Source organism: Hominisplanchenecus murintestinalis (genome assembly GCF_943193015.1).
Classification (GTDB): Bacteria; Bacillota; Clostridia; order Lachnospirales; family Lachnospiraceae; genus Hominisplanchenecus_A; species Hominisplanchenecus_A murintestinalis.
The window spans coordinates 1-26,831 of the sequence record NZ_CALPCM010000037.1; the positions used below are offsets into that span (position 1 = coordinate 1).

Annotated in this window: 34 protein-coding genes and 2 pseudogenes; 3 read left to right on the forward strand and 33 right to left on the reverse strand. The window is 47.6% G+C overall.

The features are described 5' to 3' along the window. Positions 1–366: plasmid mobilization protein (locus NFR99_RS11550; RefSeq protein WP_251353674.1), on the reverse strand; the 366-nt coding region annotated here is incomplete at its 3' end. Between the two features lie 146 nt (positions 367–512). Between NFR99_RS11550 and NFR99_RS11555 the strand changes: the two genes are divergently transcribed. Further along, positions 513–797 carry a hypothetical protein gene (locus tag NFR99_RS11555; RefSeq protein ID WP_251353675.1) on the forward strand — a complete coding sequence of 95 codons (285 nt, stop codon included), beginning with the start codon at positions 513–515 and terminating at the stop codon, positions 795–797. Positions 798–1,017: 220 nt separating this feature from the next. On the opposite strand, the gene NFR99_RS11560 is transcribed toward NFR99_RS11555, so the two are convergent. From NFR99_RS11560 to NFR99_RS11715, 32 genes and pseudogenes are all read right to left on the reverse strand, one after another. Next, positions 1,018–1,422, reverse strand: coding sequence for a winged helix-turn-helix domain-containing protein (locus NFR99_RS11560; RefSeq protein WP_004056513.1), 405 nt, complete (start codon positions 1,420–1,422; stop codon positions 1,018–1,020). A 30-nt stretch (positions 1,423–1,452) separates the two neighbouring features. After that, the gene (locus NFR99_RS11565) at positions 1,453–1,665 is read right to left on the reverse strand and encodes a helix-turn-helix domain-containing protein (protein WP_004056518.1); all 213 of its coding nucleotides are present in this window, start codon (positions 1,663–1,665) and stop codon (positions 1,453–1,455) included. Beyond that, entirely contained in the window at positions 1,652–2,095 is a 444-nt protein-coding gene (locus NFR99_RS11570; protein WP_004056520.1) for an RNA polymerase sigma factor, read from the reverse strand. Before NFR99_RS11570 ends, NFR99_RS11565 begins: the two co-directional genes overlap by 14 nt. 38 nt (positions 2,096–2,133) lie before the next feature. Continuing rightward, complete coding sequence (locus NFR99_RS11575) at positions 2,134–2,754, reverse strand: HAD family hydrolase (protein ID WP_004056522.1); 621 nt, start codon at positions 2,752–2,754, stop codon at positions 2,134–2,136. After that, entirely contained in the window at positions 2,744–3,346 is a 603-nt protein-coding gene (locus NFR99_RS11580) for a sugar O-acetyltransferase (protein WP_016300973.1), read from the reverse strand. The genes NFR99_RS11575 and NFR99_RS11580 overlap by 11 nt, the downstream gene beginning before the upstream one ends. Positions 3,347–3,357: 11 nt before the next feature. Beyond that, positions 3,358–3,957: an HDOD domain-containing protein gene (locus NFR99_RS11585; RefSeq protein WP_004056527.1), complete on the reverse strand. Its 600-nt coding sequence runs from the start codon at positions 3,955–3,957 to the stop codon at positions 3,358–3,360. Positions 3,958–4,360: 403 nt separating this feature from the next. Further along, the gene (locus NFR99_RS11590) at positions 4,361–5,272 is read right to left on the reverse strand and encodes a helix-turn-helix transcriptional regulator (RefSeq protein WP_004056530.1); all 912 of its coding nucleotides are present in this window, start codon (positions 5,270–5,272) and stop codon (positions 4,361–4,363) included. Between the two features lie 354 nt (positions 5,273–5,626). Further along, positions 5,627–5,767, reverse strand: a complete 141-nt coding sequence (locus tag NFR99_RS11595; RefSeq protein ID WP_465221057.1) for a Maff2 family mobile element protein — start codon at positions 5,765–5,767, stop codon at positions 5,627–5,629. 66 nt (positions 5,768–5,833) lie between these two features. Further along, positions 5,834–6,988 (reverse strand): annotated as a pseudogene (locus tag NFR99_RS11600) (VirD4-like conjugal transfer protein, CD1115 family); the annotation flags it as partial. A gap of 152 nt (positions 6,989–7,140) precedes the next feature. Then, positions 7,141–9,009, reverse strand: a complete 1,869-nt coding sequence (ltrA, locus tag NFR99_RS11605) for a group II intron reverse transcriptase/maturase (protein ID WP_330642197.1) — start codon at positions 9,007–9,009, stop codon at positions 7,141–7,143. Positions 9,010–9,846: 837 nt separating this feature from the next. After that, a complete protein-coding gene (locus NFR99_RS11610) occupies positions 9,847–10,032 on the reverse strand; it encodes a transposon-encoded TnpW family protein (RefSeq protein ID WP_251353677.1) in 186 nt (61 codons plus the stop codon). After that, the gene (locus NFR99_RS11615; RefSeq protein WP_251353678.1) at positions 10,029–10,880 is read right to left on the reverse strand and encodes an ATP-binding protein; all 852 of its coding nucleotides are present in this window, start codon (positions 10,878–10,880) and stop codon (positions 10,029–10,031) included. The genes NFR99_RS11610 and NFR99_RS11615 overlap by 4 nt, the downstream gene beginning before the upstream one ends. Positions 10,881–10,943: 63 nt before the next feature. Next, positions 10,944–11,720 (reverse strand): replication initiator protein A, encoded by a 777-nt coding sequence (locus NFR99_RS11620; RefSeq protein WP_251353679.1) that lies wholly within the window; start codon positions 11,718–11,720, stop codon positions 10,944–10,946. A 73-nt stretch (positions 11,721–11,793) separates the two neighbouring features. Further along, positions 11,794–12,177, reverse strand: a complete 384-nt coding sequence (locus NFR99_RS11625; RefSeq protein WP_251353680.1) for a cysteine-rich VLP protein — start codon at positions 12,175–12,177, stop codon at positions 11,794–11,796. Beyond that, positions 12,167–13,798, reverse strand: a complete 1,632-nt coding sequence (locus NFR99_RS11630) for a relaxase/mobilization nuclease domain-containing protein (protein ID WP_251353681.1) — start codon at positions 13,796–13,798, stop codon at positions 12,167–12,169. Before NFR99_RS11630 ends, NFR99_RS11625 begins: the two co-directional genes overlap by 11 nt. Next, the gene (locus NFR99_RS11635) at positions 13,770–14,165 is read right to left on the reverse strand and encodes a plasmid mobilization protein (protein ID WP_251353682.1); all 396 of its coding nucleotides are present in this window, start codon (positions 14,163–14,165) and stop codon (positions 13,770–13,772) included. The genes NFR99_RS11630 and NFR99_RS11635 overlap by 29 nt, the downstream gene beginning before the upstream one ends. Positions 14,166–14,507: 342 nt before the next feature. Further along, a complete protein-coding gene (locus NFR99_RS11640; RefSeq protein ID WP_120389322.1) occupies positions 14,508–14,912 on the reverse strand; it encodes a winged helix-turn-helix domain-containing protein in 405 nt (134 codons plus the stop codon). Positions 14,913–14,955: 43 nt separating this feature from the next. Then, positions 14,956–15,156 (reverse strand): helix-turn-helix domain-containing protein, encoded by a 201-nt coding sequence (locus tag NFR99_RS11645; protein ID WP_251353683.1) that lies wholly within the window; start codon positions 15,154–15,156, stop codon positions 14,956–14,958. Further along, positions 15,143–15,586: an RNA polymerase sigma factor gene (locus NFR99_RS11650; protein WP_251353684.1), complete on the reverse strand. Its 444-nt coding sequence runs from the start codon at positions 15,584–15,586 to the stop codon at positions 15,143–15,145. The genes NFR99_RS11645 and NFR99_RS11650 overlap by 14 nt, the downstream gene beginning before the upstream one ends. A 224-nt stretch (positions 15,587–15,810) precedes the next feature. Beyond that, on the reverse strand, positions 15,811–16,017 hold the full coding sequence (locus NFR99_RS11655; RefSeq protein ID WP_016219459.1) for a cysteine-rich KTR domain-containing protein: 207 nt from the start codon (positions 16,015–16,017) through the stop codon (positions 15,811–15,813). A 96-nt stretch (positions 16,018–16,113) separates the two neighbouring features. Further along, entirely contained in the window at positions 16,114–16,536 is a 423-nt protein-coding gene (locus NFR99_RS11660; RefSeq protein ID WP_016219458.1) for a hypothetical protein, read from the reverse strand. Positions 16,537–16,561: 25 nt separating this feature from the next. Further along, the gene (locus NFR99_RS11665) at positions 16,562–17,179 is read right to left on the reverse strand and encodes a helix-turn-helix domain-containing protein (protein ID WP_016284897.1); all 618 of its coding nucleotides are present in this window, start codon (positions 17,177–17,179) and stop codon (positions 16,562–16,564) included. 322 nt (positions 17,180–17,501) lie between these two features. Then, a complete protein-coding gene (locus NFR99_RS11670) occupies positions 17,502–19,853 on the reverse strand; it encodes a DUF4368 domain-containing protein (RefSeq protein WP_251353685.1) in 2,352 nt (783 codons plus the stop codon). 63 nt (positions 19,854–19,916) lie between these two features. Continuing rightward, positions 19,917–20,453: pseudogene (locus tag NFR99_RS11675) on the reverse strand (VirD4-like conjugal transfer protein, CD1115 family); the annotation flags it as partial. After that, the gene (locus NFR99_RS11680; protein ID WP_251353686.1) at positions 20,450–20,923 is read right to left on the reverse strand and encodes a PcfB family protein; all 474 of its coding nucleotides are present in this window, start codon (positions 20,921–20,923) and stop codon (positions 20,450–20,452) included. The pseudogene NFR99_RS11675 and the gene NFR99_RS11680, both read right to left, overlap by 4 nt. A 94-nt stretch (positions 20,924–21,017) precedes the next feature. After that, positions 21,018–21,344, reverse strand: a complete 327-nt coding sequence (locus NFR99_RS11685; RefSeq protein WP_251353687.1) for a DUF5720 family protein — start codon at positions 21,342–21,344, stop codon at positions 21,018–21,020. Beyond that, positions 21,331–21,696, reverse strand: coding sequence for a DUF7768 domain-containing protein (locus tag NFR99_RS11690; RefSeq protein WP_251353688.1), 366 nt, complete (start codon positions 21,694–21,696; stop codon positions 21,331–21,333). Before NFR99_RS11690 ends, NFR99_RS11685 begins: the two co-directional genes overlap by 14 nt. 55 nt (positions 21,697–21,751) lie before the next feature. Continuing rightward, the gene (locus tag NFR99_RS11695; protein WP_251353689.1) at positions 21,752–22,627 is read right to left on the reverse strand and encodes a DUF6017 domain-containing protein; all 876 of its coding nucleotides are present in this window, start codon (positions 22,625–22,627) and stop codon (positions 21,752–21,754) included. Between the two features lie 64 nt (positions 22,628–22,691). After that, on the reverse strand, positions 22,692–23,195 hold the full coding sequence (locus NFR99_RS11700; protein ID WP_251353690.1) for a hypothetical protein: 504 nt from the start codon (positions 23,193–23,195) through the stop codon (positions 22,692–22,694). Continuing rightward, the gene (locus tag NFR99_RS11705) at positions 23,188–23,472 is read right to left on the reverse strand and encodes a DUF5720 family protein (RefSeq protein WP_251353691.1); all 285 of its coding nucleotides are present in this window, start codon (positions 23,470–23,472) and stop codon (positions 23,188–23,190) included. The genes NFR99_RS11700 and NFR99_RS11705 overlap by 8 nt, the downstream gene beginning before the upstream one ends. 14 nt (positions 23,473–23,486) lie before the next feature. Next, positions 23,487–24,422: a ParB/RepB/Spo0J family partition protein gene (locus tag NFR99_RS11710; protein WP_251353692.1), complete on the reverse strand. Its 936-nt coding sequence runs from the start codon at positions 24,420–24,422 to the stop codon at positions 23,487–23,489. Further along, complete coding sequence (locus NFR99_RS11715; RefSeq protein ID WP_251353693.1) at positions 24,379–25,200, reverse strand: ParA family protein; 822 nt, start codon at positions 25,198–25,200, stop codon at positions 24,379–24,381. The genes NFR99_RS11710 and NFR99_RS11715 overlap by 44 nt, the downstream gene beginning before the upstream one ends. Positions 25,201–25,405: 205 nt before the next feature. On the opposite strand from NFR99_RS11715, the gene NFR99_RS11720 reads away from it, so the two are divergent. Continuing rightward, entirely contained in the window at positions 25,406–25,963 is a 558-nt protein-coding gene (locus tag NFR99_RS11720; RefSeq protein ID WP_251353694.1) for a manganese catalase family protein, read from the forward strand. Beyond that, a complete protein-coding gene (locus tag NFR99_RS11725; RefSeq protein WP_120486361.1) occupies positions 25,960–26,457 on the forward strand; it encodes a superoxide dismutase family protein in 498 nt (165 codons plus the stop codon). Before NFR99_RS11720 ends, NFR99_RS11725 begins: the two co-directional genes overlap by 4 nt. Positions 26,458–26,831 lie beyond the last annotated feature (374 nt).

Sequence of the window (26,831 nt, forward strand, 5' to 3'; positions counted from 1 at the left end):
GGCTTCACCTACTTTCTGCAAGACTTCAAACTTCAAGGCGGCAAGCTCCGCTGTGGCGGCTCGCACTTCTTGGGAGAAGGCGTTATAAGGTGCGCCATACTCATTCAGACAGCGGGCAATCTGGTTCAGATTCCCGCCGATTTTCCCGTATTCGGCTGTGAGTTTCCCAACGGCAGAAAGCAGTTCATCATTGACCGGGGAAACGGTGATAACCGGGCGTATGCTTGACTTAATAAGGGCTTGCCGGATAAACTCGGCTTGGCTCATTTTGCAGAGGGTGACACGCTCGGAAAACTCGGCGTATTCTTCCTCGGTCAAGCGTGTCTTGATTACCCGGTGGCGGTGGGGCGTGTTGTATCTTTTCATGGCTTTCAGCTCCTTTCTTTTTATGGTTTGCCCTCTCACCAATAGGAGAAAAACAGGGGGCAAAGCGGAAGTGTTTTTTGAAAAATCCGAAAATATTTTTTCGGGGATTTTTCAAGCGGCGCAAGCCGCAAAAAGGCGGGCTTGGGGTGGCAACCCCAACAAGATTCCCGCAGGACAAAATTGAGCGATTAGCGAAATTTGGTACTGTGGTAGAATCTTGCTCTAAGAAAGTGGCGGCTTCCTCTGTGTGGGCTTTTGCTGATACCCCCGGCTTGTTCGGCGTGGATTCTGCCAACTATGCGGCGGTATTTCTCCCTCTATTACTTACTACGCACGGCAAGGCAAATCTGGCAAAGTTCCCCGGAATTTCTTTTCGTGTTTTCATAACAGCATTTGACAAAAACGGAAGAATCAGTTCCGTTTTGCAGTGATATACGGACGGTTTCAAAAAATGCCAAACTTTCCGGCAATTATTTTTCCCCTTATTACCTACTACGGGAAAAAAGAAAATTTAGGCAATGTTTTCCGAAAGTATTTGAATTAATTTATTGCGGCGCAAAATCCGGCTTGGTTTTGGGCGCAAAAAAACAGGAAACCTTTTCTTGATTTCCTGTCTTTGGCTGCCGCTGATGGGCGGCGGTTATTCTGTTATCATTCCCCGGAAGCAAACTTGTAGCCCACGCCTAAAACGGTCTTTATGTAAGTGGGCTTGCCACTGTCCGGCTCTATCTTTTTCCGTAGATTGCATATCACATTTGCCACATTTGACTGGCAGCTTTCGCTTTCCATGCTCCACACGGCTTCAAAGATTTGCGCCTTTGTGAATACCCTCCCCGGACTGGCGGCAAGGTAGCAAAGTGTGCCGTACTCTAAACGTGTGAGAGGAATGTCTGACCCGTCTTTCAGTACCCGGCGTTGGTGTAATCTGATTTCCAATCCCGGAAAAGTAAGTGCCGGGGAGTGGGGCGGCTGCATGGCTTCCAGCGGTATCATATCGGCAAGGGCGGCTATGGCTTTCTCAACTGCTTTTTCTTCGGTGTCGTTAAACATAAGCATAACTATTTTTGCGACAAATCTCACCTCCTGTTAGGTAGGCTGTCCGTCAAAGCGGAACTGGAACAGGGCAGCGATAAGCCGCCGTTTAATGTTGTCCTCGGTGTCCTTGTTGACCTGTCCGTTTTCAAGGGAAGCAAGCCGGATTCGCTTGCTGTAATGCCGTAAAACCTCGTCAATGGCTTCCGGCTCTCCGCTGGTTGCTCTGACAATAGTTTCATACGGTACAAGTTTAGGATTCCTCATGGAAAAGCACCTCCATTTCCTTATGCAGCATTTGCAAGGCACTGTGTATGTGATGCCACGCCGTACTCCGGCAGCGTCCGTATAGTTCCCCGATTTCCTGCTGTGTGTAACGTCCAAAAAAGTATAGGTAGATGATTTCCCTCTTTTTCTCCGGCAGAGAGGACAGAGCTTCGGCAAGATTTCCATTTGTGAGGATAACCCTCTGACCACATATCGTAACAGGGTATTGCTTGTAAGGGTCTATGAAATATGTGTCTGACGTACAAAATGGATAAAACTTTTCTTCTGTGAGGTATTCAAAAGATATTTCCCTTTGCCGCCGCTTGTCCCTGTCACGCCATGCGTTGATTGCTGCATAGTGTATAACAATTCTGCAAAAAGCGTTAAATGTGTATTCGATATGTTCTTTGTATGCTTCCGAAGAAGTCACTGGCAATTCCCCCTTTCCACCACAATAGGAACTGTTATTCAAGCTATAAAAGATAACAAGTCGGCAGGTCTTTCCAAAAAATAATCTGCCCGTATGTGCTTATTATGGCTACCCCATACTGCCAAAGCAAAATCAATTCCAGCATTTTCTGCACTTATACTGTCATATTTGCTATCTCCGATATAAAGCACTTTCCTATGTTCTGTTTTTGATAATTCCACATATTTCAAAAGCGGTGCGGCATTGGGTTTATGTTCCTGTGTATCGTCCGCACATATGATTGTTTTAAAATAATGGCTGATACCAAACTGGCAAAAATCATGTGTAAATTCTTCCCTTGTCTTTGAGGTGACAATTCCCATTTTATAATCCAGACTTAGAAGATTTTTCAATAGTCCGGTTATTCCGTCAAATACTTTAATAGTATCTGCATATTTACACATATTTTTATCCCATAATTCTGTCGCATAGGAAATGTCTTTTATCTCAAGTTTTTTCAAAGCGTCTATCCCGGTAATCCCTAACGCAAATTTTAGTTCAGAGCATGGTATCTCTCTCCCCGACAATGCCCTTATGGTTTCCTGTAAGGAATGTAAGACAGCATATTCCGTATCAATCAGAGTACCGTCAATGTCAAAAACGATATGCTTATATTTCATGTAGCCGCCTTTCTTTGTCTGTATCAAAATGACGTATCACCCTGCATGGATTCCCTACTGCAACACAATTAGCCGGGATAGGGCGGTTTACAACACTTCCAGCCCCTATTACGCTGTTTTCTCCTATGGTGACTCCTGGCAGAAGAATACAGCCGCCGCCAATCCAGACATTATTTTCTATCTCTATCGGACGTGCATAGGTTCTAAAAAATGTTGTCTGGCGTTCCCTCCAATCCGGCACAAGCCTTTCCATTGGTAAAACAGGGTGCGAAGATGTATAAATCTGCACATTTGAAGCAATCAAAACCCTGTCACCAATTCGGATAGTTTTGTTATCCACAAAGGTACAATTCATATTGATTATCACATCATTTCCCAAAAAAATATTTTTTCCATAATCACAATGAAAAGGTGTGTCGATTGCCACATTTTCCCCAATTCCCCCCAACAGCTTCCGAAGAATGGAAGTGCGTTTTTCCATATCTCCATAATCAGAGAAATAATATTCCCGTGTTAATTCCCTTGTGCAGGCAATCTGCTTTAATGTATCGCTGTCCGCAGTTTCTAAAAAATCGCTTGCTTCGTAATACACAATATCCCTCCCTAACGAAAACTGTTTTCCACAACGCCCGGAAGCAGAGTATAAACAGAGCAGCCAATCTGTTCTTCAAACAGTTCTTTAATCTCTAAAATTTTTTTCCACCTGTCTATTGTCGCCGGGTGGATGCCGTACCGTATTGTCACATCTACGAATCTCTTTTCCAAAAGGCAGAACCCCGTAGGCATAGCCAATGCGTCACATAGCTGTACCAGACGGTCATAATCATCATATACCGCATTTGCAACAAAATCTTTCATAAACAGGTAATCCTCATCACTGACATCAAACTCTCCGATAGAAGTATCAATATCCTGTATCATAAATGCGTGGGATATACATATCTGTGCAGCTTTTCCCCACCCACGCTCCATACAGTAACGATAGCCGTCTATCAAATGCCTTTCCGAACTCACTCCGGCATAACGTCCAATATCATGTAACAGCCCGAAAAGATACGCCTGTTCAGAAGATAAATCTTTACAGTGTGACGCAATATTTTTACAGGCTTTGGCTACATACCGGGAATGGTCTACCCATGCCCCCGGATTGGACTGCGCCGCTTCCGTTAATGTCATTTCCACGGTTTGAATGTTTAGTTCCATTTTAACTCCTTTCAAAAGGGCGGGGCTGGCAGATAAACCGTCCAGCCCCTTTATGATGAAATATTTACAGACAAATCAACAATCCCCGGCATAGTATGAAACAATGCTCATATAGTCCGTTGGATTAGGAATTTCTAAAACAAACCGCAGGCAGTTTTTGTTTTGGCGGTACTGCCGCCACAAACTGTCCTGTACCCTTTCTTCCCCATTGATATTTCATTTTTTACCGTCCGGGCAGAGCATATTTACTTTGCCGGTACAGGCATTGACCGTATCTAAAAAATTTTTCATGTTCAGAATGTTCATTTTTACCACCTTGAACCCACCTCCTGTAAATTGTTGATTTACTTTACAGGTATCATTATAATGCAGGAAGTGCAGGAAAAATATTTCATTTCTGCCCTTATCTATCACTATTCTGCCATTTCTTCCGATATTCTGTTGGTGAACAATGTGCGTACTCCCGAAAAACTTTTCCAAAATAGCTGCTGCTCCCCAAACCGCAGTCATGGCTGATAACTGTAACAGGTTCCTGCCCCTTAGCCAACATCTGACAGGCGGCTTGCAGACGGTAAGCCTTTATATAGTCTACGGGGGTCATGTGCAGACAGTCATGGAACACTCTGTAACATTCCCTTTCGCTTAGATATGCTGCCGCTGCAAGCTCCGGGATAGAAATTTTCTCCTTATAATGCTCGTGAATGTATATCATCATCAACTTTATTTTATCGTTGCTCTTGTTCTGTTCTCCCGCCTTTTCACGCATAGGGCGGGATAGTTCAAAAATCATTAGCCATATTTCCGTTAGGATTTCCCGAAGTCTTATTTCATACCCAAATTCATCACCGGAAAAGTGAAATGCTTTAAGAATAAGTTTCAAAATGTTTTCTTCTGCTGCATTGCCCGGAAAAAAAGGAATTAGTTCAATCTGCGGGGCAGTTATAACAGGGGCGATATACTTTTGCTCAATCCTGTTTCCCTGTTCTCCGGCAAGTAGGGAAACATCAAAAATATGAAGTAGTTGTATATTCTTTTCCCACTGTGATATTGCTTTTGTCATATGGAGTACGTTGGAATTTACCATGCCGCCGCTTCCGGCAGGAAACAATAGCTTTCCTCCCGGCGTATCATATTCAATGCTGCCGCTTTCCATGTAAAAAAGTTCCACCGTTTTATGCCAGTGCCACGGAACATAACGCCCTATATACTTGTCAAGTTCCGCTCTCGAAGCGATATAGGGAAAATCCTTTTCAAAATTGGGAAGCAATTCTTCCTTGCTTCCAGTATAAAATTCAATGCTGTGTATATTTTTCATGTCTATTCACCTGTATATCTGCGGTTTCGTCTGTTTTATTAAATATACTGGAATAGCTCTGTGATTGTCAATCAATATAGCGTGTTCTTTAACATCAAAAAAGAAGGAATGAGCGGGATTCCGTAGTAGTCGGCATTGTGGTAATGTGTATAACTGGCTATCTCATGGAATTGTGGGTAACTCTGTTTGCAGGACGTGGGAAAGCTGCACTTTAGCTTTTCCATGTGCTGTGAATAGAGTTATCCATGATTCCATAGCCTGTTATGCACATTTCCACAATGCTTGTCTTTTGGTCTTTGGTTCGGAATAGTGTGGTGCTGGCGGTCTATCTCTTATTTTCGGTCGCTTGCTTCTTTACCGTACATGAGCATTTGCACCAGGGTTGTCGTTGCCGTAGCCTTCCAGAAGGTTGATCACGCCCCAGATGCCAAGGCCGGCCCCAAGTGCTACTACGAGTGTCTGCAATACTCCAACTGCGCTGTTAAAAAATGCCATAAATGTTACCTCCAAAAATTTATTTTTATGGAAGGCACGCTTTTCCGTATTCATGGCCTGCTGTTTTTAGCCGGGGTCAGCCTCCCCGCCGGATGTATCTATCTCAAATGCCTCAAACTTTTCTCCCGGCTTCAGTTTGAGTTTGGTGGAAAGAAAACGCTCTATGTTGAAGGCGTTCTTCTTATCGAAATCAGACAGGTATTTATAGTTGGGATGTTTAGTAATGTCGTATTTATCCGACAGGAATGGCCTTACACCACGGAGCTGTAAGATACATTTGCTGCCATCTAAGACAGCCAGCTCATCTATGGACGCCAGTTCCTTTCCCAGCTTCTGAAAATTCTGCCCGTGGCTTTCCTGCGTACCTTTGGTAACGCTGGTGTTGTACATATCTATGGTCTCTTTTCCCAGGGCGGTACTCAGCTCCTTTAATGTTGTAGGTTCCGAGCCGCCCAGGAAGATACGGGCATCCATGTTGCCGATAATGGTGTCGCAGTTATCTTTGTAAAGTGCCTTTAGCTGGCTCTGTGCCTGCAAGACCAGACAGCAGGAAATCTCACGGGAACGAATCGTTGCCACCAGCTTTTCCAGCTTGGGTATCTGGCCGATATTGGCCGCCTCGTCAATGAGACAGCGCACATGGACTGGCAGCCTGCCTCCATACACATCATCCGCTTTTTCACAAAGGAGATTGAAAAGCTGGGTGTAGCACATGGAAATTAAAAAGTTAAAGGTATCGTCCGTATCGCTCATAATGATGAACAGGGCCGTTTTCTGGTCGCCCAGGGTATCAAGCTCCAGCTCATCATAAGCGGTCAGCTCCCGAAGCTCTTTAATGTCGAAGGGGGCCAGCCTTGCGCCGCAGCTCACCAGTATAGATTTTGCTGTTTTGCCGGCCGCCAGGCGGTACTTTGCATATTGGCGTACCGCAAAGTGGTTCGGCTCCCGCTCCGCCAGTTCCTCAAACATCAGGTCAACCGGGTTCTTAAATTCCTCGTCATCCTCCCGGACTTCCATGGCGTTGATAAATTCAATCAGGGTGGAGAAGTTCTGTTCCTCCACCGGGGCCTCATAGTGGATATAGCCGATCAGGGCGCAGTAGAGAAGGGTCTCCGCTTTCGTCCAAAACTCGTCCCCGCCTTTCTGTTCGCCCTTGGTGTTGGCGATCAGCGTTGTCACCAGCTTCAAAATATCCTTTTCGCTGTGGATATAGGCGAAAGGTTCCGATAGGTAAGCCTTTGATGTTATCTCCGGCTTTTCCCCCGGCTAGCACCGGACATGCGATTTTCACCGCATCCGGCGCCCCATCAAGCATAGTTTCAGCAGTGATACACACTCACTCTTTCACATTAGCTAAATCAGTTTGTTACGATTTACATTGACATTTCTGCCAATCCTGCGGCAACACGCAGTTTGTTTACTTTAGTAATTTGTGCCTTATTCAAATCATACTTCTTTGTCAGTGTAGCGAACTTTATACTGTCTGTTGTTGAGATAAGTTCATATCCGGTAGGTGATAAAAGCAACAGATTACGGTAACTGTCTCTGCCATTTTTACACTCATTCGATTTTCTGTAACAAATACAGTGAATCACTTCCAGATGTTCCCCGGTGATTGCACATTTACCTTCCTGTCCGGCATAGAGAGAGATTCGGTTATCATTGAACTGTACCGTTTCTCCCGTTACCGGGTGACGCATGAGCCAGAGCATATCTTCAACGTTCAGTTTCAGATTGCTGTGGATTTCCATTCTTCCGTCCGGAGTATATGGATTGATTTTCCTGCTCTTGCGCATTGGTATCTTAAACTGCACATATGCCAGAGGTACTACTGGTGTATCTCCAATCCAGCGCATTTGCTTCGATTTTCCATACCGGTTTTTTAAGTATTTGTTGTTTAGCTCGCCCTGCTTTTTATATCCATCTATCCGATGGAGAAAGCGACCGTTATTCACATGAGCCATTTGGCTGAAATTCAGATTTATCCTCGTAGCAATGCAATAATAGTTCTGCATACCTATGACTTTGGCGTTGTATTCGTGAATGTTGCTCTTTATGTCACTTGCTGTCTTGCTGTTTTGAATCTCTATAATTGCTTTTGAGAGTTCTTTCTGCATATGCGACATTGCCTTGTCACAGACATTTGAACTGATTACCCATGTCCTGCGTTTCCTTATCAGCTTCATACGGAACCCCAGAAATTCACTGTCTCTTTTCCTGAGATTTGTGACCTTTGATTTTTCATCAGAAATTTCCAGTTTGAGCCGCTTTAGTAGCCAGTCCTTAACCGCATGGTATGCTCTGTCAGCATCCTTACGGTTTCTGCAAAAGATTTTAAAATCATCTGCATACCGGACTATACGCATTTCCTTGAGATTGCTCTTTTTGAGCGCCGTGTAGCTGTTGCACTTTTTCTCTGTCCCATTCGGATAATATGTGACCTTACAAGGAGACTTCATATGGTCTGCCATACCCTCCCACTGTGACGCTATCCACCAGTCCAGTTCGTTCAGGACAATGTTGGCTAACAGCGGGGAAAGTATGCCGCCCTGAGGGGTTCCCCTGTTTGGATATAGGATTTCTCCATCTGGCATTTGAATTGGCGCTTTCAGCATTGCTTTGATTATCTGAATCAGTTTGGTATCCCGTATACCCAGCGTCCATATCTGCTGTAACAGCTTTCTATGATTTACGTTGTCAAAGAAACCCTTTATATCCACATCTACTACATAGTGGAGTTTGTTCCTTTGAGCCAGTCCGTAAGCGTAGGAGACAGCATTTTCAGCGCTCCTGCAAGGTCTGAAGCCGTATGAATGTTCATAAAACTTTGCTTCACAGATTGGCTCCATGACCTGTAATATGCATTGCTGTACAATCCGGTCTATGATACACGGTATGCCTAACGGTCTTAATTTCCCATTTGGTTTGGGAATCTCTACCCTCCTTACTGTTTTTGGCACATACCTTGTAAACTGTTTTTGAATAAGGGAGACAAAATCTTCTTCCGGCATATCTGCCAGCGATTCTATCGTTCTCCCGTCTGTGCCGGCGGTATGGCTCCCATCATTGCTTTTAATATTTCTGAAAGCAAGCATGATGTTATTTGATGCCACAATAATTTCTACGAGATTATTAAATATCTCTCCATCTCTGCTTTTTGCATACAGTTCATCAAAGATGTTCTGCATGTCATAGTATTCCGCATGGCGCAGTTTACTTCTTTTTTTAGCTTTTTGTGTCATGTACATCACCCCGTTTCATTGATTCGAGTGACAATTTCTTATTCTTACTCGACTGCATGATTAGAGAGTGTGTACTGCTGATTTTCTGCCTGACTTGTGGCCATTCCTCCGTCGCCCTCTTTTTCGCAGGCAACATCGACAGTTCGACCACGACCTTTCAGCAGAGATTCATCCGCTTATTGTTCTTCGCCGGATTATCCATAGGATTCTCTGCCTTTCCTTGTTCCGATAATTCTATCTGTGCATATATACCCTTAGGTGTTCCCTCTAAGCCTGACAGCTTGCATGTGCCTGTAACACATCACGGTGGTTCGTAACAACCATTTCTACTAAACCGCACTGTCTGGGCATGAACCCACACATACATTTCTGTATGTGGCACTTTTAGACCTTTACATTCGGGAGTTTCGTCAGGCATTGCTGCCATTCTCACCATAGGTATTTTATAGACCCCCGGCATATGGGGTGCGCTGTCCACCTCTGGACAGGTTTCGTCAGCGTTATCTGTTACGGCACCTTTCTGCCGACTTTACCGGGCTTCACACCTCATCACAGACTGATGACGCATGCCGGAGTATCAGGGGAGACGTTTCAAGGCGTTACCCTATCATTCCACCTCTCGAATTATCAGTTCACAGAACTGATTAAAAACAGCGCTGTGCGCCGCCTTTTCAACGGCGAACAAGTCGCACGGTTATAGTGCATACTTTTATTGAAATTGATGGTGTTCAGTATCTTGATCTGATACCCATTGCGCTGCAATAATTTCCCACATTCGCAAACAATACTTCCTTTTGGTAATGTCAAGTAGGGAACAAGAAAAAGTGTATCTTCTTTTTAGTTGGTTACACTGTCCTTGTCATTCTCAATCAGCCGCACTACCTTGTCCGTAAAGGTTTCCCGGCTGGTTTCGCTGAAATGGATATGAATGTCAAAGGTGGTATTCCCTATCCGCTTCACAAGGTCGGGCTTCACGTCCAGAGGGGCGGTGGCGCGGCTGGTCTTGCTGGTGTCATTGTTCATAGGCTCTCCTTTCCGTTCATCAGTCCTTTTAACCGTTCCATTTTCCCCTGTGCCGTGGATTTTCTGATATTCTCCCCGGTGAAGAATACCGGGCAGCACATTTCAAGCAGACGGTCATAAATCCGGGCATGGGCGGTGTCCTCCGGGTGCTGCAATTCCTCCAGCGTGAGGTTGGTTGTGACAATCAGCGGTTTTTGGCTTCGGTATCGGCTGTCAACCACGTTGTAAACCTGCTCCAATCCGTATTCTGTGCCGCGCTCCATGCCAAAATCATCAAGGATAAGCAGAGGGAAGCTGCAAAGGCGGGCTATGTATTCGTTCCTGTCCTTGTAGCTGGCGGCAAGGTCATTGAGGATAAGGGCAAAATTCGTCATGCACACGGAAATCTCACGCTCCATGAGGGCATTTGCGATACACCCGGCAAAATAGCTCTTGCCTGTGCCTACCTTGCCCCATAGCAGATAACCGATATTTTCCGCTTTCATTTCCTCCCAATTCGCCGTATAGAATAAAGCCTTATCCATTTGGGGGCATTTGCCGTTGTCGTTTTCAAAAGTACATTCCAGCATAGCCGGATTGGTAAAGCCCTTTCGCTTCAGCCGCGCCACTTCCTCCCGGTGCTTCTGTTCCCGGTCGGCGGCTTCCTGCTTTTCCCGCCGCTTGCGCTGGCAGTCACATTCTTTGGGGTGTCGGTCACGTCCGAAAAGGCTCTTGCCCTCGGTGAAGTAGGCTTCTTTGGGCTGGCGGCAGCTCCCACAGTATAAAAGCCCGTCCTCGCCTGTGTAGTCCTCCGGCTCTGCTTCCTGTGCCGTGGCAAGCCGGAAAATAGCGTTGTCATAATCGCTCATAAATCGTCCTCCTTGTTCATGGTCTTTTCCACGCCCTGTTTACAGGGCGTTGTATCTCCGCTGTCAAAGGCTCTCGCCCTCCTTGTAGGAATAATCGGGGATTCCCTTTTTCGTGTTCTCCTTTTTCTCCTTGTCTGCCCACCTGTAAAGCGCGGCGGCATGGCTCACATAATCATTCCCGAAAGCGGCAATATACCGGCTCATTTCCTCAATAAGCCGTTCAAGGCTGTCCGGGTATTCTTCTTTCAGCTCCGCATATTCGGATTCAGAGAGGAAAACATTCTGGTACTTGCCATAGGGCGCGGGCAGCTCCCCACTCGCTCCCTTTGTTTGGCTCTCTTTTAGTTTGTTTATATTATAGTTGTTAGGGTACGGTTTTCCGGACATCATAAGTCCGGTTTCCCGGCTGTCATAAGTTCGGTTTTCCGGGCTTATGGTGTCCGGTTTTCCGGCTGTCATAGGTACGGAAACCTGTACTACTGGCGGCACTTTCACATAGATGTGGTTGGCGGCGGCAAAACGTGTCCTTTTCCGTTCCATAAGCCCGGCGGCGGCAAGCTCATTCAGCGTGTCCTGAATCGTTGTCCTGCCTTTGTCCAGTATTTCCGCTATCTCCGTGACCGGGTAGACAATATAAATCCTGCCCTCGCTGTCCTGCCAGCCGTTCTTCTGTGAGAGGGTAGAACGGTCTAACAGTAGCGCATAGAGCAGCTTTGCAGTCTGTGACAAGTCCATTTTCAGCAGGAAACGGGGATAGGGCAGATACGGCGGTATTATCGTTTCGGCTGTGATGTATTCAGCTATGGTTTTCACCTCCTGTCTGTGGCTTCTGTTACGCATTTAAAACGGCTTTTCCGTGGGTAAAGGATAAATGTATCACATACCCATTGAGCAGTAGCCGGGAAGCCTTGATTTACGGGGGTTCTGTATTTTCTAAAGCGTGACATTTCCCCCTCTGTTTCCGTTTGCGCTGTGCGGCTCGGATTCTTTTCATGCGTCCGGCGCAATCCGGGCAGTATTTCCCCCTGTTGGATTTGGGGAGAAACTGACCGCCGCACTCGGTACAGCGTTTCAGTTCTGCCCGGTGCAAAAGGGCGGCTTCCAGTTTCCAGTCAAGGGGAAGTACGGCAGAGATAAACCAGCGGCAGAGAAGCGAATAGCTGACACTCTGCACACATACGCAGCCGCCCCCGTCCAGCACAATACAGTTGCCGTTATCGTAGTTGCAGCACTCATGCACAAGGCGGCGGACGGCTCTGTGCTGTGGATAGTCCATGTATGGGCGTTTACCGTTCATTATCCCGCCCCTTTCCCCGTTCCGGCTCACGGTGTAAGATTTGGTCGATATTGTTCTTTACGGTCTGCAATTCCCGGACGTTCTCTTTCTTCTCCCGGTATTCGTTGTAAAGGCTGTTCTTCTCCCTCGTAAGCTGCTCAATCTCCGCTTGTAAGGTCTTGGACGCTGGCAGTTTGGAGATTCCCTGTGCCTTAAAATACCGGGTGGCAGCTTCGGCTATCATAAAATCGCTTTCGTGCTGCTCCCGGTAGTTTTTGCAGGCTTTCTCTGTTTTCTGTGCTTTCAGCCCGTCACGGGCGGGCTTGGTCTTGATGTAGGCTAATAACTGTTTCTGCAAGTCCTTTTTCTCCCGCAAAGTGCTTTCCGCGGCTTTCAGTTTCCCGGTAGTTTCATGCAAGCTCGCACTGGCGGCGGCAAGGGCAGCTTCCAGTTCTTCCGGGGAAGAAAAGCCGGATTCTTCGTAAATGCTCATAGTTGCCGCCATTTGCTTCAAGTTATGCAAGGTTGCCCATTTCTCGTAGCCTTTCCCCTTGCCCTCGGCTTTCTTGGCGGCTATGTCTACCATGCGTTGTACGCCGTCCTGTTTCGGGGCGTTTACGGCGGCTTTTGCCCTCTCTAAGCGGCTTCTGATACTGCGGGGGTATTCCTGTCTGGGTGTGGGCTTTTCGGCGGCTCTTGCGGCGTTCTGTGCGTTTTGGGTGAGTGTTTCCAGTACGGCGGCGCGGTCAAAATCATCACCTAATTTCCGGGCGGTGACTGGCTTCGTCCTATCCGGCGTAAGGTAGCTCAATCTTCCCCGGCTCTCCTTGACGGTCACGCCCTGTTGTAACAGCTTCCCGGAAAAGTCCTCAAAGGAAACAGCAGAGGACAGGGCGGCGCGGATCGTGCGCCTTAGCTTCTCCTTGTCGGTTTCAAATTTGGTCTGTTTGGGCGGCTCTCCTGTGACGGCATGGGAAGCGTTCTCTTTATCCAGTGCGGCTTGTCCTTTCCGTTTCGCCCAATACTCACGCTCGGTAACTCGGTTCTTGCTCCCGTTCAGCAAGTCAATCTGATAGAGGTTTTCCCGGTGGCACATCTCCATGACTTCCGCTTTGAAATACTCCATAGCTGCGTCCGTACAGCGGTGCTTGCAGCCCTCCCTTGTGTCGGCTGGTCTTTCCATGTAGGGCAGTAATGGTACTTCCTCAATCCGCAAGGAATTGATTACGATATGCACATGGATATTGCCGCTGTGGTTATGCCCGTCCGGGTGGGTGCATATAAGGGCTTGGTGTCCGGGGAAATGCGTCTTGCAAAATTCCTCGCCCAATGCCTGCGCCCGGTCTACGGTCAAGCCGTTGTCGGGTGCGTCACGGGGGTCAAAGCTGATGATATAGTGGTGGCTTTTCACGTCCTCCCGCTTCTGGTTCTTGCCGTATTTCAGATTGGAGCGCATACACGCTATGGCGAAATCTTCCCCGCCGCAATTCAGAGAGGAAATGCGGTAGCCTGTCCTCGGAACTATCTGCCCGTTTTTATCAAGAGTGGGCTTCATGGTAAACTCGTCATGCTCAAAGGTTAGGTACTGTTCAGCCGCCCCGTAGTCGGCATTTTTAGAGCTGATATGTTTGAACGTTGCCAACGGCTTCACCTACTTTCTGCAAGACTTCAAACTTCAAAGCGGCAAGCTCCGCTGTGGCGGCTCGTACCTCTTGGGAGAGGGCGTTATAAGGTGCGCCGTACTCGTTCAGACAGCGGGCAATCTGGTTCAAGTTACCGCCGATTTTCCCATACTCGGCGGTTAGCTTCCCAACGGCAGAAAGCAGTTCATCATTGACCGGGGAAACGGTGATAACCGGGCGTATGCTTGACTTAATGAGGGCTTGCCGGATAAACTCGGCTTGGCTCATTTTGCAGAGGGCGGCACGCTCGGAAAACTCTGCATATTCTTTCTCGGTCAAGCGTGTCTTGATTACCCGGTTTCGGTGGGGCGTGTTGTATTTTTTCATGGCTGTGAACCTCCTTTCGTGGGTGGATTTTTTCAAGCGGCGCAAGCCGCAAAAAGGCGGGCTTGGGGTGGCAACCCCAACAAGATTCCCGCAGGACAAAATGAGCCGGTAGGCGAAATTTGGTACTGTGGTAGAATCTTGCTCTTAGTAACTGACGGATTCCGCTGTGCTGGCTTTTTCCGATTTCCCCCGGCTTGCGCGGGGTGGATTCTGCCAATTTTGCGGCGGTATTTTCCCATGCAGAAAAGCCGGAAACAGACAAAATGGGCGTAAAAAAACAGGAAACCTTTTTCCTTGATTTCCTGTTTCGTATCTTCGCCAATAGCGGCGGTTATCCTGTTGTTATTCCCCGGAAGTAAACTTGTAGCCTATGCCTAAAACTGTCTTTATGTAGGTGGGGCGGCGGCTGTCCGGCTCTATCTTTTTCCGTAGATTGCATATCACATTTGCCACGTTTGACTGGCAGCTTTCACTTTCCATGCTCCACACGGCTTCAAAGATTTGCGCCTTTGTGAATACCCTCCCCGGACTGGCGGCAAGGTAGCAGAGTGCGCCGTATTCCAGACGGGTGAGGGAAACGTCAATCCCGTCTTTCAGTACCCGACGTTGGTGCAGCCTTATTTCCAATCCCGGAAAAATAAGTGCCGGGGAGTGGGGCGGCTGTATGGCTTCCAGCGGTATCATATCGGCAAGGGCGGCTATGGCTTTCTCAACCGCTTTTTCCTCGGTATCATTGAATATCAGCATGGCTATTTTCCCGACAAACCTCACCTCCTGTCATGCTGCCTTTTCAGTCAAAGTGGAACTGGAACAGGGCAGTGATAAGCCGTTGTCTTATGCTGTCCTCGGTGTCTGTGTTGACGTGCCCGTTTTCAAGGGCGGCAAAGCGTATTCGTTTGCTGTAATGCCGTAAAACCTCGTCCACGGCTTCCGGCTCGCCGTTTGTCGCCCGGACAATGGTTTCATATGGCACAAGGTTAGTATTCCCCATGTGAAAATCCCTCCATTTCTTTCTGCAACATCTGTAATGCGCTGTGTATGTAATGCCATGCCGTACTCTTACAATGCCCGTATAAATCCGCGATTTCCTGCTGTGTGTAATTCCCGAAAAAGTAAAGGTAAATGATTTCCCTCTTTTTCTCTGGCAGGGATAACAGGGCGGCGGCAAGTTCCCCATTGGTGAGGATAATTGTCTGACCACAGATTGTAACGGGGTATTGTTCGTAAGGTGATTTGAGAAATTCGTCTGATGTGCTTAGAGGGTAGAACTTTTCTTCTGTGAGGTATTCAAAGGATATTTCTCTTTGCCGCCGCCTGTTCCTGTCGCGCCATGCGTTGATAGCAGCATAGCGTATGACGACTTTGCAAAAGCCATTGAAAGAATACATGATGTGTTCCTTGTATGCTTCTGTACAAGCCATAGAAATTCCCCCTTTCTCCCACAAAGGGCGGTGCATGGTTTACAGTTGCTTTATATAATACAAAGGACAGCACTTTAGACTGCTACCCTATGATTATCTTCTGGCATACTTTTGGTATTTCATTTTCAAGAAAAATAGCCGACAAACTGTGATTTCTCACAAATCTGTCGGCTCTGCGTCTGTGCGTCTGGCTCTTTAATGATATACTGTCTTGATTGAATAATTCAAACAGGGTACTCTGTTAATAAATTCTTCCCCTTAACATTTAACCCTCTAATAACTGTTATCTGAAAGTTCTTTGCGTCAATTAAACTTTCTTGCTTGCACTTAGGGCAATAAAGAGGAAAATTTTTTAATTCTGTATCTGCTTGTATCTGCAATCGTGTTTTATTTCCACAAACAGGACAACATATCCACTGTAAAACTCTCATTGAACTATTACCTCCCTCTACGCTTATTTGTAAAATCTCACAAATTTATGGTCTTAGGATTACTTTTGAATATATCAAACGCATTGCTTGCAATACCTAATATGTTCTCTTGGAAAAATCTTCTGGTAAAAAATCGCATTGACTATTGGGAACACCTAATTTTTTTGCATAGCTAATCAGTTCATTCCAATTTTCTTTATCTTCTGCATGGGATATATCAAGCATTTTTCCATGAATAGGTGTAATACCTTTTCCAGATAAGTCAAATATTCTTGTACGGAAAATGACAATAACCCTTTCCCTATTGTGAAAGGTAATATACCATTCTTTTTTTAGACTTGTACTCATATTAGATTGAAAATCCTTTGCTATTTCCTCAATTTTTTTACTTGGAAGTTCTACAGTATAAATTTTAACTAACCCTAAGAAACGCTTTTTTATATCAACTATTTTAAACTTTTTGAGCATAGAAATATCTCTAAGGCTTAGATTGATTACTTCTCCATAATAGCGTGACATATTTTTTCCCTCATATTAAACTGTTTTATTCACTCCAATTCATTTCATTATCTGAAATTCCTTGTATTCTACATTCATTACAAACAATAGCTTTTTCTTCTTTATTCCCAATGGTATATTTCAATATTTTGTTTTTGAAAACGATATATTTTGTATTATTGCATTTGAAGTCAACAAACCAATTTACACCTTTTTCATGGTCTGCTATTAAAGCTCTTGAAGCTAATTCCGGGAAATTTGGAACGCTGGATGTAAAAAAAATAACAGTCCAATATTTGGGTACTCCACCAGTATTCCATAATTCAACTTTATGAACCCGAATATAATCCAAAAGTGTTTCATCTTCTATGCTTTCTTTAATCAACGCACCCTCATATAATTTTGCTCTCTCTTTTCTGATAGCATTATTCCCACAGGTATAGACTTCTCTTGTTCCATTGATTGAAAGTTCATCTTTTAGCAGGACATCAACTGTTACTTGAAACAAATTGCTCAATATAATCAATTTTTCTGTTTCTGGAAGCGCAATATCAGCTTCCCATTTAGAAATAGATTGTCGGCTCACATTACAGATAGCTGCTAGTTCTTCCTGTGAGTAACTATTTTCTTTTCTAAGTAACTGGATTTTTTCAGACAGTTTCATAGAAACACCTCCTTGCGTTCTCATAGATTATAACAAATATAAATAATTAAGACTATCAACTTTCTCGTTCTTTTTCGCAACCTATAAGTGCAACCCATAATTATAAATGATATATGCGAAAAATAGGTATGAGATAGATTCCGTAGTAGTCGGCATTGCTGGTAATGTGTATAACTGGCTGTCTTATGGAATTGTGGGTAACTCTGTTTGCAGGACGTGGGAAAGCTGCTCTTTAGCTTTTCCATGTGCTGTGAATAGAGTTATCCATGATTCCATAGCCAGTTATGCACATTTCCACAATGCGCCTTTTGTTTTTCAGTCCTTATGCGCTTCGTTCCGCTTCCTGTTTTTTTCTGTGGTATGCTTCCCTCCTTGTGGCAAGGTAATTCTCATAGCGTTCCACCGCTTCCGGGTTTCCAGTGGCGGCTTCCTCATACATTTTCTGCCGGGATTTCTTGGTGGCTTCGGATTGATACGCCCGTTTCTTTGCCAGTTCTGCCGCCGCTGCCGGGTCGGTTTCGGCTTGCTGTACCAGTTTTTCCCTTGCGATTTTCTTCCGGCTCTTATGGGCTTCCAGCCGTTCTGTTTCTTCCGGCGTTAGGGCTTCCCCCTCTTTTTGAGCGGCGGCAAGCTCTTTGAGCGTCCTTGTCTTTGGCTGTCCGACTTTCTGCCTTTTGCGCCATGCCTTATGCTGTGCGGCTTTTTTCCGGCGGTGTTCTGCAAGCCGTTCCGTTTCCTCCAGCGTAAGCTCTGCCCCGGTCTTTTCCAGTTCCATAAGCTCCTTTATGGATTTTTTCTTTGGCGGCTTGGGCGGCTCTGCGGCTTTGCGTTTCTCCCGCCATTCCTTTTGCCACTCCCGGTTATGTGCAAGCCGCTTTTCCTCGGTTTCCAGTTCCTCCGGGGTGAGAAGCCCCGCCTTTTTCCTTGCGGTAAATTCCCGTTTCTCTGCCTTGCGCTTCTCATACCGCACCTTTGCAAGCTCCTTTGACCGGGCTTCCTTTGCCGCCTGTTCCTCCTGCTGGCGGCGTTGTTCCTCCACCTCTGCCGGGGTGACGATATGGGCGGGTACTTCAAATGCGCCGATAAAGTTTAAATAAATGTCTATCCGCTGGCGGCGGTCATTCCCCCGCCCCTCACCCTCATGCACAATCACTTTTTCGATAAACTCGTTGAGCATGGGCGTTGTGAGTTCGGAGAAGTCGGTATAGCGTTTCACAAGCTGGATAAACTGGTCTGTTTTCAGCTTGTCGGCGTTCCAGCTTTCAATCTGCTTTTGCCATTCCGCTATGGACGCTTCCAGCCCGGTCTGTTCCTCGTCATATTCGGCAAGAAGCCGGGTAAAATATTTGTCGGGTATCTTGCCCGTGGCGTTGCCCTCATACAGCTTTTTCACAAGCCCGTCCAGCTCTTTGTGCCGCTTCTGTGCCTTATTGATTTTCTGCTTACATTCCTTGACGGTCTTTTCTTGGTTCTGGTCGGACGCTTCCCGGACACGCTCGGTAAACTCTTTTTCATTGTGCCGCACATACCAGCTTACCCGCTGGATAACGGCAAGGATAGCGGCTTCAATCTTTGCCGTGGGGATATGGTGCATGGTGCAGTCATGGATTAAGTGGCGGTAGCCGGAACAGATAAAAGCGTCCTCAATCCATTTCCCTTGCACAAGGGTATAGCGGTGTGTGAGTTTAGAGCCGCAGTCGGCGCAGTAGAGAAGCCCGGTCAAGCGGTTCGGGGCGTTCTGCCGCTTGGGGGTGCGGCGCACGGTTTCCCGTATCTTCTGTACGGTCTGCCACGTTTCCCCGTCAACAATGGCGGGGATTGCGCCCTCAAAAATATACTGTTCCTCCGGCGCGGTCTTGCGGCTGCTCTTGGTCTTGTAGTTCTCGCATACGGTTTTCCCCAGTACCTTGCGCCCTGTGTATTCCGGGCGTTTCAGTATGTAGCCGATAGTGGTAGCTGACCATGCGTAGGGGTCTGTGTATTTTGCCGCCCGGACTGGCTCGCCTGTCCGTTTCCAATGCTCGGACGGGATAGGGATTCTCTCGGTGCGGAGTGCCTTTGCTATGCTGGCTATGGTTTCCCCGGCAAGGACGCTCTGGAAGATGCGGCGCACAACGGCGGCGGCTTCCTCGTCAATCACCCATTCGCCTTTTTCCTCTTTGGAAGCGCGGTAGCCATAGCAGACACTGCCAGAGCAGCGCAAGCCCTTTTCCATTCTGGATTTGAAAACAGCTTTGATTTTGCGGCTGGTGTCGGCAACGTACCACTCGTTTATCACGTCACGGAAGATAGACATAATATCAAAGCCGTTGGCGGTGTCAAGGTTGTCATTTGCGGCGATAAAACGCACATGGTACTCGTCAAAGGTGCGCTTTAATAGCCCCACTTCAACCACGTCACGCCCGATTCGGCTCTGGTCTTTGATGATAACCGTTGCCACGTTCCCCGCCCGGATTTCGTCTAACATAGCGTCCAGCCCCGGACGCCTGAACGTAGTTCCACGGATTCCGTCATCGGTAAAGTGCCGGATATTGGAAAAGCCGTTTTTCCTTGCGTAGTCCTCCAAAATCCGCTTCTGGTTCTCAATGCTTACGGATTCGCCTGCCCGCTCGTCGTCATGGGAAAGTCTTTCGTATAGGGCGGTGAGTTTGTCTTTCTCTGTCTGCTTCTTCATGGTGTGTAACCTCCTTTCTTTGAGGGTGCGCGCTTCCCTATAACCTTATTATACTTATCTGTTCGGGTCAGTGACCACGAATGAGGTCGGGTAATCCTTAGACGTACATTGCATCAGGTTCGGCTTCAGCCAGAAGCGGGTCTTGCCGCTGCCGGAGCCGCCGATAATCAACACATTTTTGTTGCGGGCGTATTTGGGCTGTTTGGGCCGGTTGCTCATCATCAGCCGTTCCGTCTGCGTCAGGATAATATTGTTCTCGAATACCGGATCGACAAAAGGCTGGATGTCTGCGGAAGTTCCCCACCGGGCGGAGCCGTATTCCACATCTTTGCGGTATTTCTTGGCGTTCTTGCCCCTGACGTAAACGGCCAGCCGCAGGGCTGCGCCGCATAAAAGACCGATTGCCAAATCCTGCAAATGAAAGCTGGGATAAGGGGAAACAAAAGCGGCAGCGAAGCCATCCCCGATATGCCGCAGCTTTTCGGAGAGGTCGGCACCAACGGCCAGCCGGTATGCCTGCCCGATCTTGGAGGCATACAGCCCGATCAGCAGATAGGGCAGGTTGGGGATCAGGAGCTTTTTGATATTGATCTGCTTCATCGTTCCAGCTCCTTCCTCTTTGTCCTGGCCACGACTGCATTTTTCACCAGTGCCTTGAACTTATCCAGCCTGCCGAGTACGGATTCCCGCCGCTGGGCCTTTTTCAGCTTGGTGACAGTGAACTTCTGGAACGCGGCGTTCATGTTCGCCTCGTTGGGGGCCTTGAAAAATATCTGGTAATGGTTCTTGTCCGTCTTATAAACGGTGTAGCGCACCCCATGATTCCGGGCAATACGGTCAAATTCCCGCAGGCTTTTGTCCTGCACGTCAATCTGGCGCATATCGCCGTAGTCTTTTTGAAGATCATCAATGCTGACCTTGCCGAATGGTTTTACATCCCGGCTGGCCTGCAGCTTCTTTTCTTTGCGGTGGGCAAGGTATTTACACAGGGCCGCTTTTAAGACGCGCCCGGTAAATTTACTGGTATTGATTCCAAGGGTGAGCGTCCTGTTTTCAACTTCTTCCTGCATCTCTTATCACACTCCTTTCTGTCAGCAGGGGCGGCGGCTCTAAGGCGGAACCACCAGCCGCCGCAGGAAATATTTCTTTGTCATCCGCGCCTCCTTACCGCAGGCTGTCCCGGCTGTCATAAGAGAGCCTGCCGCGGTTTACTCCGGCATGGCTCAAAATCCTGATATGCCCTTTCTCCTGGCTGGCCAGGACGTTTGCATACCCGGCCTCCGTAAGATAGGCGCGTGTCCGTTCCCCCTTCCAGCCGATCACGGATTCATTTGACAGCACATCAAAAATGACCATGTGGCGGGTATCTTCGGCAAAACGGTTTAAGTCCAGGTATTCATGGCCGCTGTATTCCTGCGCCCCTTCCTGAATCCTTGTTTCTTCCATAAGCTCCCCGATGGTCTTGGCTTTCGGCGTTTTAATTCCCTTCATAGCTGCCTCCTTTCTCCCGGCCCTGGCCTTTTACTGTAAGCAGGCCATCCAGGGTAGTAGCAGTGATCCGTAGCCGCTCGGCAACGGCAATGTCGTTCTTCATGGATTCGTCTACGGTGTCCCCGCAGACCACCAGCACATGGGAACGCCGCAGGAAGTCGCGGGCGATGTCGATCCCGTCCTTATGCTCCTGGGGGATTTCATCCTTCAGGAACAGGGGAAGGAACAAAAGCGGGCAGACCGGGGAATATCCGGCATCATACAGCATCCGGCAGTAGCGGGCTGCGGTTTCCGTGTTCTCAAATTCGTTATCACCCCAGGGGGCGGTGATGTAAGCTAATGGGCGTCTCATAATCTCTCCTTTCAGCACTCATATCTTGCTTTTTGCGGTCAAAAAAAGCAGCTCCTTATGGGCTGCCATACATATCGTGGTTCACCAGGGAGCTGTAATAGTTCCCGATGGTGGTAGGGGCGTTAAACAGGGCTGTGAGCAGGTATTGCTTGATATTGCGGATTTTGGTCGTGTTCTCCTTCATGCAGTCCATGACAAAGCGGATATGTTCTGCGTTCAGTTTCAGGAGCCGGGATTTTACTACCTCATGGGGAAAATCGCTGCCCGCTACCCGTGTGTATCTGCGTCTGGCGCAGACCGTTTCCACCATGATCTCCACAATCTCGTCCAGGTCAGACAAATACAGGCCGTAGTCCTGTTTGATAAAGTCATACTCAATATTTTCCAGAATCAAAGCCCGGTAACTCTCTATTTCCTCCATGGAGGCAATCTCCCTTCCCTTCGGTTCTGGCGGGCTTCCCGCCGTATTTTTCCGGAAAGGAATGGAATCGGTACTTTGTCCATCCGTATTTGATTTTTCTTTACTTGGTTTCTTAGTATTTAATTGCGTTGGATTTTCCGGTGACGGGTTTCCCGTTGGCGGATTATCCGTTGTCGGGTTTTCCGACGACGGTTTTTCCAATAACGGCTCCGGCTGGTCAGGATGCTCATGGATGATGTATTCATTGGTGCTGAACTTCCCGCTGGCATCCGTTGTCTGGCGGCGGTGGATATATCCGGCCTGTTCCAGCTCATTGACCGCAGAGCGGATGGCATCCTTGCTTTCCCGGTTGATATGGGACAGCCCGGAGAGGGTATAGTCCCAATCCTCCGGCAGAGACAGCATCTGCGAGAGCAGGCCCTTGGCCTTCAGCGTCAGGCGTTTGTCCCGCAGATGGTAATTGCTCATAACTGTATAGTCCCGCGTCCGTTCCACGCGAAATACGGGCATTTGCTTCACTCCTTCCTTGTATCAGCAGGCATAACAAAAGCCGCAGGCGGTATGTTGCTGCGGCTTAAACTTCATAGATTGCCCCCTTTTCTCCGTCAAAAGGGTATTCGCTAAAATCCTCAAACATATCTACCGCTTCTTCCGGCACATAGGCAGACCAGTCTTTTTCGGTCATGGTGTGGCGGATCGTCCGGTATACCGTAGAGTAACTTTCCGTAGTAAAGCGGCATTTAACACTGACCGCCGCCACTTCCACAAAGGTTCCGTCCTCCAAAAGCCAAAGCTCCCTAAGATACGTCCCCTCGACCAGTGTGGAATATACCTGCACCGGCTCCTGGAAAATCCGGCAGGCTTTCTGTTCAAACAGGTCAGGCCCATGGTATTTCATGGACAGGTCAGCAGAGCCGCCTGCGTAATAGGCAAGAGGGGTTTCACTGCGGTAACGGATGCTTTGCACCAGCTTTTCCATATCCAGACGCGCAAGGGCTTCTTTCCGTTCCTTCTTATTGGGATACAGATAGGAATAAACCTTTCTGATCGCATTTTCAACTTCTTTTCCTTTAAACATTTCCATGCCTCCGTTTCTTCTTGTCTAACAGGATATGCCCCTCAATGATACGGGCGTTTCTTCTGATACGGATTTCCCTGCGGCCCTGGCTCTCCAATGCCTTCCTGTAATCAGCTTCGGACAGGAACAGGCGCATCTCGTCACCGGGTCTGCCATAGGGATTTTTCCGTTTACATACCATAAATTCGATCATGTGGCTGGTAGTATCCTCGAACCGCTCCACGGCCAGAATATCATGGCCTTTTAGCTCCCGGAAGGGAGCCGCCATTTCCGTCATAGGCAGCTCCTTTCTCAGCGTTCCTGCTGGTGTTGGCGTTTTTTCTGCCACTGTTCCAGCAGCTTGATAATGGTTTCCTCCATCTTCTTGGGAGTGTAGCTTTTGGGAAAATATTTCCGCAGGGTGTCAGAGGTAAATGTCACCTTATCCAGATCGCTCTTTTTTTCCTCTGACATAATGGCCAGCATCACATCCCCGGTCAGTTTCCCTTCCTGGCTGAATTTCTTCATGCGCTGGGCCTGGGAGAGTGAAGGGGTGGCCTGTTCATAGTCCATGGTTTCAACAAGCGTTTTCTGTTCCTCTTTCGTCAGGAAAGACAGCTCGTAGGCAGGGTTAAAGGCGATTTTTTTGTCGTCTACCATATCCAGCAGGGGAGGAATCAGTTCAGTCAGGCGGATAAAGCGTTGTATCTGATTTTTACTTTGCCCGACTTGCTCAGCGAGAATATCTCTTGATTTCTTTCCGTCTGACTTGTGCCCAACTTGGGCACAAGTTAAGTCGAGACGTTCGCCCTGATGCTTCATAGCGTCCAGCTTCATTTTATAAGCAAAGGCCCGTTCGCTTGGAAGAAGGCTTTCGCGTTGGAGATTGCTGTCAACCATGATAATCGTGGCGGCATCATCATCCAGATCACGGACAATGACTGGCATTGTTTCCTTTTCCGCCAGCTCGCTGGCCCGGTGGCGGCGGTGTCCGGCAATCAGTTCATAGCCGCCCTCCGCACGGGGCCTTGCAATCGCAGGGACAAGTACGCCATACTGACGAACGCTTTCCGCTGTTTCCAGCATAGATTCATCGTCCTTTACTTTAAAGGGATGCCCTTCAAAGGCGTGCAGTTCTGCCAGAGGAATCTCCATAACCTTTTCGCGTCCGACATCAGCCCGGCTTTCCTCGGTGGAAAACAGGTCATCGACAGAAGCCAGCTTTACTTTTTTCGCGCTGCTTTTCAACCTTTAGCACCTCCTTTGTCAGATTTTTATAGGCACTTGCCACCTTGCCCTCCGGGTCATGGGCGTAAATGCTTTTCCCTTCTGCGCTGATTTCCTTTGCCCGGACAGAATGGGGGATTTCGGATGTAAAAACTTTAATCTTGGAGCCGTAATTCTCACGCAGCAGAGCGGCGATCTCTTTGGCAAAGTTCGTCCGGGAATCAACCATAGTCAAGAGAATCCCGTCTATGTTCAGTTTTGGGTTGATCTGGCGGCGTACCTTATTGATGGTCTGCAAAAGCTGTTCCAGGCCCTTGGCCGGGAGATATTCCGCCTGGACAGGTATGAGAACGCTGTTCGCGGCGGCCAGGGCATTAACTGTCAGCATCCCCAGTGAAGGCTGGCAGTCTACAATGATGTGGCTGTACTGGCGTTTGACCGTATCAAGGTATTGGCGGAGAATCGTTTCACGGCTCATAGCGTTTACAAGAGATACCTCCATGCCGGACAGTTCTATGTTGGCAGGCATAAGGTCTACACCTTCTGCATGGTGAAGAATCCCCTCACCGGGAGGGATGGGTGTATCAGTGAGTACCTTCCCCATCATATCGGAGAGAGTGACCGGCAGGTTATCCGGGCGGTCATAGCCTAAACTGATGGAGAGGCTGCCCTGCGGATCTCCGTCAATCAGTAATACCTTTTTTCCTTCCTGGGCCAGCCCGATACCAAGATTGGCACAGGTCGTTGTCTTGCCGACACCACCTTTCTGGTTGGCAACGGCGATAATATTTGCGTTCATTTACTGAACCACCTCCTATTTTGGGGCATAAAAATAGGCGCTCATTTTTGAACGCCTACATATAATTATAGAAATCTTTATTCAGTTTTAAGCTGCGGGAATGTTCAGCATGATATTTACCACGAATTGAGGTTCCTCTGTCTTTTTGTATTCCAAAATATCCTTCTTTTCCTCAATTCTGCTCCGCTTCATGGTTTTCTGGTAGATGGGGAGCCTGTCCAAAAGTAAGGTAGAAGGCTCGTCAAACCTGCATAAATCCTGGATTTTTTCGGGTTTTTCCTCAACGGAGCATTTCGATACAGATATAGGTACAGAAGAACTGGCACATCTCGAAATCGTTTCCACCATCGTTCATCAGCTTACCCGCAACCTGTCGATGGAGGAAATCGAGAATTCCGGCCTTGGTCCGTATTATATTGACCACACCGTCGCTGTATGGCCTCAGTCTGCCGCAGGAATTCCGGTAAACTCCTGTGAATTTCAGTCAAAAGGCGATCCTATTACAGACTTATTCGAAGACCTTGCCGCAGAGCAAAAAGCCCGCAGCACTTACGACAACATCCTGCGCGTAGTGAAAAATACCCCTGAAGTAGCTGACCCGATTCGCTTCCTACGTGCACGTGAGGTTGTACATTTCCAGCGTTTCGGTGAAGCCCTGTCCACCGTCCAGGAAGAACTGAACAGCAAGAACTTCTATGCTTACAACCCTTCCTTTGACAAACCGGCATTCTGCACCTGCAATGATGGATGTGATAACAAATGAGAAAAGAACTGAATGAAGCCGCCGAACTGCTCCGCACCACCACTCCGGAAGCATATGCTTTCCTTTATGGGAGCAATGCATATCCGGAAGTATCAGGCGCTGCTTACCTGTATCCGCTCTGGAGCGGAACTCTAATGCTAGTAGAAGTAAGCGGCCTTCCGTTTTCTGAAGAATCCTGTGCAGAACGCGTCTTTGGATTTCATATCCACGAAGGACGCACTTGCACTGGCACAAAGGATGACCCTTTTGCAGACACAGGCTCACACTTTAATCCGGAGGGCTGCCCCCATCCGGAACACTCCGGCGATTTACCTCCTCTTTTCGGAAACCGAGGCTATGCCCTCTCTATCTTCTATACAGAAAGGTTTTTCCCAGAAGAAATTGTCGGCAGGACACTGGTAATCCACGATATGCCCGATGATTTTAAGACTCAGCCCTCTGGTAATTCCGGTGTCAAGATCGTATGTGGGGAAATCAAAGAAAATGAGGACTAACTAAACGACGATTCCCAGACTCCAGACTGCCTGCTAAATAAAAAGCCTGTGAAACTTTGAATCTGTTGACAAACTAAAGAAATATGCCCTCTTGTGTGATATAATTATTGTATCACACAAGAGGGCATTATATATAATGATGTTGGGGTCAAAACCATAAATAAATTTGCCCCTATTCCTATAGTACCTTGAAAAATTCATATTTTGTAGTATATCGCCGAACATTTGAGCATATATGTCGGGTATTCCCTGCCTTGTTTTATGCAAGTACTGGATTTTGGGCATAATGCCCTAAGCCCTTCACATAATTGAAGAGTTTTCGGAAATTCAACGCTGCTATTTTGGATCCGAAAAAGAACTTGCCACGCTGTTTC